At 58.7% G+C, this 14256-nt stretch carries 12 protein-coding genes; 8 read left to right on the top strand and 4 right to left on the bottom strand.

All coding sequences use genetic code 11. The annotated features are described in order from the left end of the window. Positions 1–121: 121 nt before the first annotated feature. Positions 122–2746: a SusC/RagA family TonB-linked outer membrane protein gene (locus tag AM218_RS15540; RefSeq protein WP_054414904.1), complete on the bottom strand. Its 2625-nt coding sequence runs from the start codon at positions 2744–2746 to the stop codon at positions 122–124. A 138-nt stretch (positions 2747–2884) separates the two neighbouring features. On the opposite strand from AM218_RS15540, the gene AM218_RS15545 reads away from it, so the two are divergent. From AM218_RS15545 to ytxJ, 4 genes are all read left to right on the top strand, one after another. Further along, entirely contained in the window at positions 2885–4864 is a 1980-nt protein-coding gene (locus AM218_RS15545) for an alpha-ketoacid dehydrogenase subunit alpha/beta (protein WP_054414906.1), read from the top strand. Between the two features lie 121 nt (positions 4865–4985). Beyond that, positions 4986–5330, top strand: coding sequence for a hypothetical protein (locus AM218_RS15550; protein ID WP_157547690.1), 345 nt, complete (start codon positions 4986–4988; stop codon positions 5328–5330). Between the two features lie 92 nt (positions 5331–5422). Next, positions 5423–5791 (top strand): cupredoxin domain-containing protein, encoded by a 369-nt coding sequence (locus AM218_RS15555; protein ID WP_054414910.1) that lies wholly within the window; start codon positions 5423–5425, stop codon positions 5789–5791. Then, on the top strand, positions 5788–6126 hold the full coding sequence (ytxJ, locus tag AM218_RS15560) for a bacillithiol system redox-active protein YtxJ (RefSeq protein WP_054414912.1): 339 nt from the start codon (positions 5788–5790) through the stop codon (positions 6124–6126). Before AM218_RS15555 ends, ytxJ begins: the two co-directional genes overlap by 4 nt. Before the next feature lie 94 nt (positions 6127–6220). Here the strand turns inward: ytxJ and AM218_RS15565 are convergent, their stop codons facing one another. Beyond that, a complete protein-coding gene (locus AM218_RS15565; RefSeq protein WP_054414914.1) occupies positions 6221–6628 on the bottom strand; it encodes an OsmC family protein in 408 nt (135 codons plus the stop codon). 117 nt (positions 6629–6745) lie between these two features. On the opposite strand from AM218_RS15565, the gene AM218_RS15570 reads away from it, so the two are divergent. Beyond that, a complete protein-coding gene (locus AM218_RS15570; RefSeq protein WP_157547691.1) occupies positions 6746–7531 on the top strand; it encodes a hypothetical protein in 786 nt (261 codons plus the stop codon). Positions 7532–7609: 78 nt separating this feature from the next. Further along, positions 7610–8503, top strand: coding sequence for a lipoyl synthase (gene lipA / locus AM218_RS15575; RefSeq protein WP_054415904.1), 894 nt, complete (start codon positions 7610–7612; stop codon positions 8501–8503). Between the two features lie 77 nt (positions 8504–8580). Here lipA and AM218_RS15580 read toward each other — a convergent pair whose 3' ends face one another. Then, on the bottom strand, positions 8581–9177 hold the full coding sequence (locus AM218_RS15580) for a DUF4136 domain-containing protein (protein ID WP_197273986.1): 597 nt from the start codon (positions 9175–9177) through the stop codon (positions 8581–8583). Between the two features lie 222 nt (positions 9178–9399). Here AM218_RS15580 and AM218_RS15585 point away from each other — a divergent pair, with 222 nt between their 5' ends. Then, positions 9400–9693, top strand: a complete 294-nt coding sequence (locus AM218_RS15585) for a hypothetical protein (protein WP_054414920.1) — start codon at positions 9400–9402, stop codon at positions 9691–9693. Between the two features lie 127 nt (positions 9694–9820). Here AM218_RS15585 and gcvP read toward each other — a convergent pair whose 3' ends face one another. Further along, positions 9821–12745, bottom strand: coding sequence for an aminomethyl-transferring glycine dehydrogenase (gene gcvP, locus AM218_RS15590; RefSeq protein WP_054414922.1), 2925 nt, complete (start codon positions 12743–12745; stop codon positions 9821–9823). Positions 12746–13004: 259 nt separating this feature from the next. Here gcvP and AM218_RS15595 point away from each other — a divergent pair, with 259 nt between their 5' ends. Beyond that, complete coding sequence (locus AM218_RS15595) at positions 13005–14219, top strand: NAD(P)-dependent oxidoreductase (protein ID WP_054414925.1); 1215 nt, start codon at positions 13005–13007, stop codon at positions 14217–14219. Positions 14220–14256: the final 37 nt, after the last annotated feature.

The following is a 14256-nucleotide window of genomic DNA, read 5'->3' on the forward strand; positions in this document are numbered from 1 at the left end:
AGGCAGCAGGTGAGCCAGAGCGTAGGTTTACTCAACCGGCCGCCCGAATCAGAAGTTTTCTACTGATGGGCGGCCGGAAGGGCAAGTTCGGAAGATGTACGGCAATTCCCAGCCGAGAGGTTTATAACGTGGCCTGCACACCCAGAAGGAAAGTGCGGGCGGTGGGGTAAGCGCCGTTATCGAGGCCAGCCTGCTGGCTATCGGCACCGGCGCTGCTCACGTTGGGGTCAAAGCCACGGTATTTAGACAGTACCAGCAGGTTGTGGCCACCAGCCCAAAGCGTGAGGCTGCGACTGTCTTTTTCCCAAAGCTTGTAGTGTGCCGTCAGGCTGGTGAGCCGCACATGGTTGCCCGATTGCAGTGTGAAGTCACTGTCCATCCTCGGGAAGGCTCCTAAGCGGGGTACTGTGGCGGTAGGGTTTTCGGGAGTCCAGTAATTGAGAGTGTTACGGGTGCTGTTGGTATAAGTATTAGCGGAGTTCAGTAGGTACAGATACGAGGTTTGCTGCTGATAGCCGAACATGCCATCGAGCTGTGCCTGCAGACGGAAGCGCCCTACCTGCAGGTTTTGGCCCATAGAGAGGAGTTGGTGCGGCAAGCCACTACCAAGGTCTTGGCCATCCTCGTAATTAAAGCGGCCATCCTGATTCACGTCCACGTAGCGGGGTAGTCCGTTGGTATCCGGGCCAGTGTACTGCAGAGTGTAGAAAGTGGATAGAGGATGGCCGTCGCGGATTTGCTGATTCTGGTTGGAGCGGTAATTCTCCAATTCATCGGCCTGGAAGCGGTTCTGGTTGAAGGCAGCGGATAGCGAGGTAATGCCTCGCAGGCGGCCTGCCTGCCACTGGCCGGTGGCCGTCAGCTCTAGGCCCCGGTTGCGAAGCTGGCCGTAGGTGGGCGTTGCCGGGGTTGGCATGTTACCAAAAATAATTTCTGGGCGGCCCAGCACGCGGGTATTCCGGTGGTAGGCTGTGGAGCTGAGTGTGAGGCGGTCCTGCCACAGACCCATCGTAAGGCCCACCTCCTGTTGCCGAGTAAGCTCATCAAGCGGCAAATACCGGTAACTGAAGCCCCCAGACCCTGGCACAGCCTGCATGAGATAGGCACCGGTGGCAAATTGACCGGCGTTGGAAGTATGGCCCCACCCGGCCCAGGCCTCTAGTGTGCTCAGCAGGGGCAGTTGCTGTAGCCAGGCTTCGCGGCCGGCGTGCCATTTTACCTGGGCAGCTGGTAGATACTGTAAGTTCTTACCCCCGAATGGGAGAAGCATGGCGTCGCGGCGCAGGCTCAGGTTGGCTTCGTAGCGTTCTTTCCATTGATAAGAGCCAGTGAGATGGTAAGCCGTTAGGCGGTATGGCATATGGCTCCCGTAGTAGTTGAGCAGTTTTTCCTCCCCTCGATACTGCTGGCGGGCTTGGTCCTGTTGCTGGCTCTGGCGCTGCGCGGCCACGCCTACTTGCACCTGGTGGCGGCCGAAGGTGTGATGGAAGCGCATGGCCGGCAGCACCGTCCATTGCCGGTATTCGGCCTCCTGCTCCAGCACCCGGCCGGCTGGCTGGCTGTACCAGGATGCCTGGTAGCCCGTCATTTTTTGGTTGATGTGCTCCTCGCTGCCGCGCATTTCCAGCGTGAGGAATGGCAGCACGGTATAGCGCAGGTGCAACTGGCCCAGCAGGTAGCGCTGGCGGGGCGTGCGGTAGGTAAGCAGAGCTTCGCGCAACGGATTATTAAAGTTGAGTTCGGGTTCCGCCAGCTCGCCAGTGACAGTGCGGGCCGGTTGGGTGGGCACAGCCAGTACCATACTGGTTGTCAAGTTATCGGCTAGCAGGCGGGCCTGCTGCTCGCTGGTAGAGAGTGTGCCGCGCAGCATAAGCTTAGGCGTGAACTGGTGCTCGACAGTGGCCCGCAGGTTGAACGAGCGCAGGCGGGAGTTTTGCAGAATGCCCTGTTGCTGCCCATAGGCGGCGCTGGTGTAGTACACGGTACGGCCCTTGCCGCCCTGTAACGCTACCTGCTGGTGGTGCACACCGGCCGTGCGCAGCAACTCTCGTTGCCAATCCGTGCCCTGCCCAAAGGCGGCTATCTGTTCGGGAGTGTATTTGGGGTCGCCGCCGAAGTTGGCGGCAGCCTCATTTACCAGGCCGGCATACTCGGGGGCGTTCAGCAGATTGTAGCGGAAACGAGCCTGTTGCACCCCACCGTAGCCGTTGTAGGTAAGTCGCGGCTTGCCGTTCTGCCCATTGCGGGTGGTAATGCGGATAACGCCGTTCATGCCCTGCGCGCCGTATTCGGCGGTTTCATACGCCCCTTTTAGTATTTCCAGCGACAGGATATCCTCCGGAGCAAGGGTCAGCGTGGGGTTTAGCTCGTAGGAGTAGGGGGGCGTATCCGGGTTCTGATCCTGCCATATCTGGGTGTGGTGCTGCCACACCGGGAGTCCATCCAGCACATACAGGGGCTGCACGTTACGGCCCATACTGGCTGCTCCCCGAATGCGCACCACAGCCGGGGCGCCAGGAGCGCCGGAGTAGGGAGTTACCTGCACGCCGGCCACTTGGCGCAGCTGCTCTTGGAAGGGTGTGCCCGGAATAAGCGAATGCCCAGCCGCCGTATCGGGGAGGGCGGCGTTAGCTGTAATAATGCGTCCGGGTTTAATTGCCGGAGGGAAAACCAGCGAATCTACCTGTTGGGCAAGAGCTACTGGGGCAATAAAAAGCAGCGAGATAAGCGGTAATAGTTGGGGCATAGAAAATATATAGGGAAGAAATCAGCGCCGAAGATAGAAGCTGCCCACCCCCATATTTCAGAAAGCTCTATAGATAATTTTCCTTCCGACCCAAACCCGTACTTTTGGCGCCATCATCTTCCCACCCGCCTGCTTTCCATGAACTTCGACCGTAAGGACTACTCCAACGACCAGCTTCTCCACCTGTACCAGGGCCTGCTGAAACCACGGATGATTGAAGAAAAAATGCTCATTCTGCTGCGGCAGGGCAAAGTGAGCAAGTGGTTTTCGGGCATCGGGCAGGAAGCCATTTCGGTGGGCAGCACCCTGGCGCTGGACGAGGATGAGTACATCCTGCCCCTGCACCGCAACCTGGGCGTGTTCACCGGCCGCAACGTGCCGCTAGACCGCCTCTTTGCGCAGTGGCAGGGCAAAACTACCGGCTACACCAAAGGCCGCGACCGGAGCTTCCACTTCGGCACCAACGAGCACCACATTGTGGGCATGATTTCCCACCTCGGCCCGCAGCTGGCCGTGGCCGGCGGCATTGCCCTAGCAGATCTGCTGGACCGCCGCAATAAAATCACCGTTACCTACAGTGGCGACGGTGGTGCTTCGGAAGGGGATTTCCACGAGGCCCTGAACGTGGCCGCCGTGTGGCAGCTGCCCGTCATCTTCATCATTGAAAACAACGGCTACGGCCTGAGCACCCCCAGCCGCGAGCAGTTCCGCTTCCGCTATTTCATTGATAAAGGCCCCGCCTACGGCATGGAGGCCGTGCAGGTAGATGGCAACAACGTGCTGGAAGTGTATGATACCGTGCGCCGCCTGGCCGAGGACCTGCGCCAGAACCCGCGCCCCGTGCTGCTGGAGGCGCTTACCTTCCGTATGCGCGGCCACGAGGAAGCCTCTGGCACCAAGTACGTGCCGCAGGAGCTGTTTGAGGAGTGGGCCCAGAAAGACCCGGTGCAGAACTATGAAAACTGGCTGATGGAGCAGGGTATTCTGAGCGAAACCGCCCGCCACCAGTTCCGCGAAAAAATCAAAGCCGAAATTGAAGAAGGCCTGCGCGTGGCCGATGCCGTGCCCATGCCTACGGCCAGCCTGCAGGAAGAAATTGCGGATATGTACCGCCCCTTCGCGGCCCCCGACCGCGCCCCTGCCGCCGATGCGCCCGCTACCGACAAGCGCTTTGTGGATGCCATTTCCGATGGCCTGCGTCAGAGCATGGAGGAGTATCCCGAGCTGGTGCTGATGGGCCAGGATATTGCTGACTATGGCGGCGTATTTAAAGTAACGGAAGGCTTTGTAGCCCAGTTTGGCAAGGAGCGGGTGCGCAACACGCCCCTCTGCGAGTCGGCTATTGTGGGAGCCGGTCTGGGTCTGAGCATCAAGGGCAAGAAGGCCATGGTGGAAATGCAGTTTGCTGATTTCGTGACCTGCGGCTTCAACCAGATTGTGAATAACCTGGCCAAGAGCCATTACCGCTGGGGCCAGAACGCCGATGTGGTGGTGCGCATGCCCACTGGCGCCGGCTCGGCAGCCGGTCCGTTTCACTCCCAGAGCAACGAGGCGTGGTTTACCCACACGCCCGGCCTGAAAGTGGTGTACCCCAGCAACCCGCACGATGCCAAAGGCCTGCTGTGCGCGGCCATCGAAGACCCCAACCCGGTGATGTACTTCGAGCACAAAATGCTCTACCGCAGCATCAGCGGCCCCGTGCCCGATGGCTATTATACCACGCCCATTGGCAAAGCCGCCCTGATCCGGGAGGGTGAGGAGCTCAGCATCATTACCTACGGCATGGGCGTGCACTGGGCCACCGCGCTGGCCGCCGAGCTGAACCTGGATTGCGACATTCTGGACCTGCGCACTTTGTTGCCCTGGGACGAGGAAGCCGTGCGCCAGACGGTGGAGAAAAACGGCCGCGTCATTATCCTGCACGAAGACACGCTCACGGGCGGCATCGGGGGAGAACTGGCCGCCTGGATTGCCGAGCACTGCTTCGAGAGCCTGGACGCACCCGTGCAGCGCGTGGCTTCCCTGGATACCGCCATTCCGTTTGCGCCGCCCCTGGAAAAGCAGTTCCTGCCCCAGCAGCGTCTGCGCGAAACGGTAGAGAAGCTCCGCAACTATTAAAGCGTAGCGCCAACAAGTGTAGCGCGAAGCGCCGGCTTCGCGCACGAGCGCAGCGAGTAGCAGGCGTCTGCATACGTTAGAACTCGCTCTGCTCGTGCGCGAAGCCGGCGCTTCGCGCTACTTGCGTATCTTACCAATTGATTTTGCCCGGATAGTAGCCCCCATGCAGTTTTTCTCTTCTCTTAAGGTTGGTCAGTTCTTGAGTTTGCTGGTGCTGGCGTGCGCGCTAATGCTGGGCACGGGCTGCCACCGCTACCGTATTCCCAGCCCCAAGGGGCCGCCGCAGCCCAAGGTAAAGCTGGGAAAGGCTGGCAAAAACGGCACGGGTATGTCGGCGGCCGTGGCAGAGCTCAAAACGCCCAAAAAGAGCTTTGACAAGCAGGGCCTCTTGAAGCAAAAAAAGTATGAGCGCCGCAAGCTGAAGCACAAAGTGGGGCAGCGCAAGTTTATGGGTATCGTTTTCTAAACCAATTCATTGCCCGGTCGGTTGGCCATCTACGTATACCTCGCAGGCCTCTCCCGGATTTTACGTTCTGCTATTTCGTATTCTCTACCACCATGGCTTTTCGCACGTTTTTCACCGCAGGGGTGTTGCTGGCTCTGACCAGCTGGCTTACGATGGCTCCGGCCTGCGCCCAAACCAGCTATTCCAGCCCGGCGCAGCAACGAGCCGAAAACCGGAAAGCTCTCCGGGACGCCCGCCGGATCCAAACGCCCTACCAGGACTCGCATCTGGCCGTGACGCGGGAAACGTTTAGAGACGGGAACAGCGGCAACCAGAAAGCCCGGCCAAACGATGGCCGGGAGAAATATAAGTTCGACCACGAAGGGATTCCGCGCGTAAGCGTGCCCATGTCGGCCATGCTGCCCCAGCACTGGCTGCGAATACCGAAGAAACCTTTGAAGAAGTCTACCACCACTCCATGAATTCCTGGATTCAACTAACCCAACCAGAACAGCTGGTCGATATCGTTCGCGAATCAGAAGAGCAGACTGTTCTTATTTTCAAGCACAGCACTAGCTGCTCCATTAGTGCCGCCGCCAAAAGCCGCCTGGAGCGCCAGTGGGCCGATGCCGGTCTGTCGAATGTAAAAATGTACTACTTGGATTTACTGCGCTTCCGCCCTATCTCCAATGAAATTGCCGAGAAGTTTGGCGTGCGCCATGAGTCGCCCCAGTTGCTGCTCATCAAGCAGGGCGAGTGCCGCTACGATGCCTCGCACATGGGCATCCGCCTGAGCGACGTGCAAAGCCAGCTCTAGAAAAGCCCTGACGCTACAAACAAAACGCCCCGCGCTGAATTCCTTAGGGAAATCGGCGCGGGGCGTTGCTATACGGAACCTGGCAGAACCAGCGTTACCGGTCGTAGGTGAACTGAACCTGCTGCTGTATTTCGGGGTTCAGACTAAGGGCTACCGGGCACGTACGGGCCGCATTTTCCAGGATGGTGCGTTCTTTGGCCGGCAAGGCAGCGGGCATATGAAAGTGCACATCTACCTGGGCAATGCGCCGGGGCTCGGCACTCATATGCTTGGTTACTTCGAAGGTGGTGCCGGTTAAATCTACTTCGTGGCGGTTGGCCACGATGCCCATAATCGTCATCATGCATGAGCCCAGCGCCGTACTAACCAGGTCGGTGGGGGAGAAGGCCTCGCCCCGGCCGTGGTTATCCACGGGGGCGTCGGTCAGAATGGTGTTGCCGGAAGCTACGTGTGTAGCTTCGGTGCGCAAATTGCCGGCGTATTGAGCGGTGGCGGTTGACATGGGCTATGAAATAGAGCTAGACGAATGGTGGTAAATTTACGTACTTTCGAGAAGTCACGCCGGGCCGGGTTGGCCTGTGGCGGTTGGATGTTCCACGTTTTTTCCTTTCCGGGCGCCGTGCGTACCAGTCTCCTCTTTGGTTTTGCCCTGCTGGCCGCAATCTGCGGCAGCTTTGCCCCGGCGCAGGCTCAACAGGCCACCGAAGCTCCCACCTACCGTAAAGAGTTTGCCTACGGCATCAACTTCAACACCAACGGCGGCCTTATTGGCGGCGGCATGATTCGCTCCACCCATCTGCTGACGGCCGATATGTCGCGCTTCTGGATGGTGGAGGTAGTGGAGGTGAAGCACCCCAAGGAGCAGCGGGTGCAGAATCCCTACACCGGCGGCGTGTATGTATTCGGAAAAACCAACTCTGCCTTTGTGCTGCGGCCTTCCGTGGGGGCGCAGAAGGTTATCTTCCGCAAAGCACCGGACTCTGGGGTACAAATCAACGGCCTGGTGGGCGCGGGCCCTTCGGTAGCCCTGCTGCTGCCCTATTACATCTACTACGACTACACCAAGCGCGACGCGCAGAACCGGCCCATCTCGCAGGAAGACATCCGGGCCGAGCCCTATAGCCCCGAGAGGCACCGCAACGAAGTTTTTATCTATGATCATGCTCCGCTCTTTTCGGGTATTAACGATCTGAAGCCTCAGGTAGGGGCGCACGTGCGCGGAGCCCTCACGTTTGAGTACGGCCGCTACCGCGACGCCATTGCGGGCGTAGAAACAGGTTTTCTGTTTGAGGCTTATCCCAAGCCAGTTTTATTGATGCGGGCCCTGGGCACGCCCGATGATCAGTTAAACAACCGGTACTTCACGTCGGTTTATCTGACCATATACATCGGCAGCCGCAGCTAAGGCCAAATCCGGCCCGGTACCTTCTCTACCGATAGCTGCCAACTGCCGCCTAGCCCCTACCTTTGTAGTATGGATGAAATGCTGACCCTCCCCGTGATTCAGCCGGAGGCTGCTGCGCCGGCTCGTCCGCGCAAGCCCGACTGGTTGCGCGTGAAGCTGCCCGTGGGCCCCGAATACGCCAGCGTGCGCCGCCTGGTAGATGAACATAAGCTGCACACCATATGTGAGAGCGGCAATTGCCCCAACATGGGCGAGTGTTGGGGAGCCGGCACGGCTACCTTCATGATTCTGGGCAACATATGCACCCGCTCCTGCTCGTTCTGCGCCGTAGCCACCGGCCGCCCCACGGAGTTTGATACCGATGAGCCCCGCCGCGTAGCGGAAGCTATTCAGCTCATGGGCGTGAAGCACGCGGTTATCACCAGCGTCAACCGTGACGAGCTGAAAGACCGGGGGGCCAGCATCTGGCTGGAAACCGTGGTGCGCATCAAGCAGCTCAGCCCGGAAACTACCATTGAAACCCTGATTCCCGACGTGAAAGCGAATTGGGAAGCCCTGGACGTGATGATTGCCGGCGGTCAGGAAGTGGTATCGCACAACATGGAAACCGTGGGAAGCCTTTACCGGCTGGTACGTCCCCAGGGTAAGTATGACCGCAGCCTAGAGCAGATCCGGCGGACCAAAGCCGCTGGCCGGCGCACCAAATCCGGTATTATGCTGGGCCTGGGCGAAACCCAGGAGGAGATGTATAAGGCCATGGATGACCTGGTAGCCAATGGCCTGGACATTCTCACGCTGGGCCAGTACCTGCAGCCCACCAAGCGCCACCTGGAAGTAGCCGAGTTCATTCACCCCGATATGTTCGCGCATTACCGGGAAGAAGGTCTGCGCCGTGGTCTGAAGTACGTGGAAAGCGGCCCCCTGGTGCGCTCCAGCTACCACGCCGAGCGCCACGTGAACGTGCCAATTTAAGCGGTTTCACCCACTGGAATAAAAAAAGCCCGCTTCAAGCAGAAGCGGGCTTTTTAGTGGAATGGAATGCGGCGGAATTAGCGCCGGGCCTGGGCATCCTGTGGAGGAAAAGTACCCAGTACACTGCCCACAATGCGGTACACTTCCGGCTCCGTAATGGTCTGATTGTCTACCCGCGCCTGGCCATAGCCGCGCCAGGCCAGCTGCTTGCGCTTGGCATCTACAATGTCGATGATGACCGTACCGGCCTTGTAGTTGTCGATGATGGTTTGCTGCCGGCCGTAGCCATACCACCGATACCCGTAGGGGTACATGCCGTTGTATAGGGGGTCTACGCGCTGCTTGTCTTCCACTTTCGCGCTATAGGCTACATACACGTCTGGTGCTTTATCCGTGAGCATGAGGCCTTTGCGACTCATTTCCGCTTCCACAGCCTTGCGGATGCGCTGGTCGAGGAAGGAATTGTAGTCGTGCGCCGGGCCACCTTCGGCATCAGATGGCTGCTGCGGATACCATGCCCAGGTTTTATAGGAGCGGAAGTTAATACTATGGTCAAAATCAGTAGTAACCCCAACCCGACCCGTGGTGGCGCACCCGGCGCTGGCAAGCAATAAACCCAGGCCCACCATGGCCGTTGCCACGGGGCGAGAGAATAAACGAAGGACAGAATTCATATAGCTTGTAAGTAAAAGTAAGGTGAGGTATATCCCGGAATATACGGTCTTCCAGTGCCTCCAGGCCATGAAAAAAGACATTACGGGCTTCGATTTTTAACAGATTTTCACTGGCCACTGTTCCCAGTTTTGTGGAAGTCAACATGGAATCGGACAATTTTTTTTATTAGCACAAGCTTTTGCAGTATCTTTTGGAATCTTACTACCACCTACCTCAGCATTATGGGTCGATTTTTCCTCTTCTTTTCCATCTTAGGCCTTCTGTTCTCCTGCAGCTCCGCCTCTGAAACGTCTTCTTCCACTAAGCGCAACCAGGGTCCTGTAGCGCATAACACTATCGTAGATTGTGTGCTTTACGATGGGATGTCTAAATCGTCCAAAGAACTGGTGAAGCTATCCTCAGAAACGGAAGTGCAGGTAACCGATACGGTGGACTATTATTTTATGAAAGTGCGCGTGGTGAAGGATGGTCAGACGTATAACGGCTATCTGCACCGCAACTGCTTTGGCATGTAGTGCTACCCGGTTAGCCGGCTGCCCCGCTTTTCCTGCCCGGCCGCTGGCTTCCCTGTTTCCCTTATAACCAAACAGCCCCCGTAACGCACGTTACGGGGGCTGTTTGGTTATGTACTGCGCTTAGCGCTTAGTACGAAGGGCCTTTATCTGTAGGCACCAGCTGTTCTTCCGCATCTACATACTGTTCCAGCGGCGTGCAGGAGCAGATGAGGTTCCGGTCGCCGTAGGCCGAGTCGATGCGGGCAACGGTGGGCCAGAACTTGTAGGCGCGGGCGTACTCTGTGGGGTACACGGCCTGCTCCCGCGAGTAGGGACGCGTCCACTCGTGCGTCAGCACGCTGGCCGCGGTGTGCGGGGCATGCTTCAGCATGTTGTCCTTGGCATCGGCGCGGCCGGCTTCTACCTCCGCAATTTCCTTGCGGATACCAATCATGGCCTCAATGAAGCGGTCCAGCTCCTCTTTGCTTTCCGACTCCGTGGGCTCCACCATCAGCGTGCCCGCTACCGGGAACGATACGGTAGGCGCATGGAAGCCGTAGTCCATCAGGCGCTTGGCAATATCCTCCACCTCAATACCCGCCTTTTTGAACTGGCGGCAGTCGAGAATCATTTCGTGGGCGCAGCGGCCGTTGCTACCGGTGTACAGCACAGGGTAGTGCTCTTCCAGGCGGGCCTTGATGTAGTTGGCGTTCAGAATGGCAATGCGCGTGGCCTGCGTCAGTCCCTCGCCGCCCATCATGTTGATGTAGGCGTAGGAGATGGGCAGGATGCTGGCGGAGCCCCAGGGTGCCGAGGTTACCGCGCCGTAGGTGCGGCCATCGGCATCTACGAGCACGTGGCCGGGCAGGTAAGGGGCCAGGTCGGCTACTACGCCAATCGGGCCTACGCCGGGTCCGCCGCCCCCGTGGGGGATGCAGAAGGTTTTGTGCAGGTTCAGGTGGCACACATCGGCGCCAATGGTGGCGGGCGAGGTGAGACCTACCTGGGCATTCATGTTGGCGCCGTCCATGTACACACGGCCGCCATGGTCATGAATGGTCTGGCAGATGTCGATGATGGTTTCCTCGTACACGCCGTGCGTGCTGGGGTAAGTCACCATCAGGCAGCTCAGCTTGTCGGCATACTGCTCGGCTTTGGCTTTCAGGTCGGCCACATCGATGTTACCATCTTCGGTGCTCTTCACTACCACTACCTGCATGCCGGCCATTACGGCCGAAGCGGGGTTAGTGCCGTGGGCTGAGGCCGGAATCAAGGCTACGTTGCGGTGCTGGTCGCCGCGGGCATCATGGTAGCCTTTAATGGCTAGCAGGCCGGCATACTCGCCCTGGGCACCCGAGTTGGGCTGCAGCGAAACGGCTGCAAAACCGGTTACCTCGCACAGCCAGGCTTCCAGGTCCTTGAAGATTTCGGCGTAGCCCTGCGCTTGCTCGCGCGGGGCGAAGGGGTGCAGACCACCAATTTCCGGCCACGTCACCGGAATCATCTCGGCGGTGGCATTCAGCTTCATGGTGCACGAACCCAGGGAAATCATGGAGTGCGCCAGGCTCAGGTCCTTGTTTTCCAGCTGCTTCATGTAGCGCAGCATCTCGTGCTCGGAGTGGTGCGAGTTGAAGATGGGGTGCGTGAGATACTCACTGGTGCGGATCAGGTTGTCAGTCCAGTTCACGGATACTTCAGCGGGCAGCTCCACGGGCTTGGCGTCTTTGCCCAGCACTTTGCTGAACACGGCCACGATGTCGCGCACGTCTTCAATTTCGGTGTTCTGGTTCAGGGAGATGCCTACGCGGGGCGAGCCATACTCTTCAAAATAGCGGAAGTTGATGCCGGCGGCCTCGGCTTCCTGCTTGATGGCATTTTGCAGCTCTACGCTTTCCAGCTTGATGTCCAGCGTATCGAAATAGAACTCATTCCGCTGATTCAGACCCAGATCCGACAGCGCGGCGGCCAGCGTTTGCGCGAGGCCGTGGATGTTGGAGGCGAACTGCTTGAGGCGCTGCGGGCCGTGGTACACGGCATACATGCCGGCCAGCACCGACAGCAGCACCTGGGCGGTGCAGATGTTGGAGGTAGCTTTTTCGCGGCGGATGTGCTGCTCGCGGGTCTGCAGGGCCATGCGGTAGGCCTTGTTGCCGGCGGCATCAATGCTCTGACCAATGATACGGCCGGGAATTACGCGCTTGAAGGCGTCTTTGGTAGCCAAGAAGCCCGCGTGCGGTCCGCCGTAGCCCATGGGCACGCCAAAGCGCTGCGAGTTGCCCACTACGGCGTCGGCGCCCATCTCGCCGGGAGGCGTGAGCAGCGTGAGGGCCATCAGGTCGGCGGCTACGGTTACGAACAGGCCGTTGTCGTGCGCTTTCGAGATGAAATCGGTGTAGTCGTACACGGCGCCATCGGCAGCGGGGTACTGCAGAATAGCCCCGAACAGGGACTCATCGGTGAGGTCGAAGGTGCGGTGGTTACCTACTACCAACTCAATGCCCAGCGGCGTGGCGCGGGTGCGCAGCACGTCAATGGTTTGGGGCAGCACCTGCTCCGAGACGAAGTAGCGGGTAGCATTCTTCTTCTTGGACAGGGAGTGGAACATGTGCAGCGTCTCGGCAGCGGCAGTGCCTTCGTCGAGCAGGCTGGCGTTGGCAATTTCGAGGCCCGTAAGGTCAATTATCATTGTCTGATAATTGATCAGGGCTTCCAGGCGACCCTGGGCAATTTCGGCCTGGTAGGGGGTGTAGGCGGTATACCAGCCCGGGTTTTCGAGGATATTCCGCTGAATAACGGCCGGCAGCTGGGTGTCGTGGTAGCCCAGGCCGATGTAGTTTTTGAATAAGCGGTTTTTACCGGCAATCTGCTTGAACTTCGCCAAAAAAGCCCGCTCCGTGAGGGCAGCGGGCAAGTTCAGCGGCTTCTTCAGGCGAATGGCAGCCGGCACGGTTTCGTCGATAAGCTTGTCAATCGATTCCACACCAATGGTGCGCAGCATCTCGGCCACGGCAGCTTCGTCGGGCCCATTGTGGCGGTCCACGAACACATCGGCGGGCTTGGTTTTCAGCAACATAAAAGGATGGGTGAGGGTGGCAACAGCAAGGCTCCGGAAAGAGCCCTGACAAAGGTAGCGCGAAAAGGCTTCATGCTTAAACCCACAAACCATCAAAAGTTTAGGGTTGTTCCGGGAAATCTTCCGGCAGCACCTTATAGGCAGCACCTTATAGGCAGCAGCTATGGCATTTTGCAAAGGTATGCCTGTGTATTGCTGCGGTGAGCCCAAATAATTTAACCAGATTTGGGGCCAGATTGCCACCCACCCATCTCCCTGCATGCGTCCTATTACTATTGGCCTGATTTGCGAAGGCAAAACCCCACCCGACAAGCGCGTACCCCTCACGCCAAAAAAATGCATGGAAGCGGTTTCCCTCTATCCGGGGCTGCAGATTGTGGTGCAGGAAAGTGCCGTGCGCTGCTTCTCCGATCAGGAATACCGCGACGTAGGCCTGGAAGTGCGCGCTGATGTGTCTGACTGTGATATTCTGATGGGGGTGAAGGAAGTACCCATCGCGCAGCTGATTTCCAACAAAACCTACCTGTTCTTCTCGCATACCGTGAAAAAGCAGCCGGCCAACCGGGAGCTGCTCCGGCAGGTGCTGCAGAAAAATATCACCCTGATAGACTACGAGCTGCTCACTAATGAAAAGGAAGAGCGGATTGTAGCCTTTGGCCGCTGGGCCGGCATTGTGGGCGCCTATAACGGCCTGCTGACGTATGGCCGCAAGCACGGGCTGTATGAGCTGAAGCCGGCCTATAAGTGCGTGGATATGGAGGATATGCAGGAAGAGTTCTTCAAGGTAAAGCAGTTGCCGCCCATAAAAATGGTGGTAACGGGTACCGGCCGCGTGGCGCAGGGGGCCGTGGAGGTGCTGGACCGCATGGGTATCCGTCGGGTAAGCGTGTACGATTATCTGTACCATGATTTCCACGAGCCGGTGTACACCCAGCTGCGCAGCTCCGACTACAACCGCCGCCGCGACGGCCGGGTGTGGGATACCCCGGATTTTCATAAGCATCCGGAGCAGTACGAGTCTACTTTCAGCAGCTACCTGCCCGTTACGGACCTGCTGATTGCCTGCGCCTACTGGCACCCCGCCGCCCCCAAGCTCTTCACGGAGGAAGACACGCGCCGCCCCAATTTCCGCATCAATACCATTGCCGATGTAACCTGCGACGTGAATGGCTCCGTGCCCACCACCAAGCGCAGCACCACCATCCAGGACCCGGCCTTCGACTATAACCCTACTACCGGCGAGCTGGAGCCGCCGTATTCCCGCCCGGGCAATATCACGGAAATGGCCGTGGATAACCTGCCCTGCGAGCTGCCCCGCAATGCCTCCCGTGACTTCGGCCGGCAGCTGATCGATAACGTGTTTCCGCACCTGCTCCGCGACACACCCGACGGCATTATTGAGCGGGCCACCATTACCAAAGGCGGCCAGCTGACGGAGCGGTATCAGTACCTGACCGATTACGTGGCGGACTAAACCAGGTGCTGTTGTTAGGTTGCGGCCATATGCCCGG

Origin of the sequence: Hymenobacter sp. DG25A (assembly GCF_001280305.1) — a bacterium.
Classification (GTDB): domain Bacteria; phylum Bacteroidota; class Bacteroidia; order Cytophagales; family Hymenobacteraceae; genus Hymenobacter.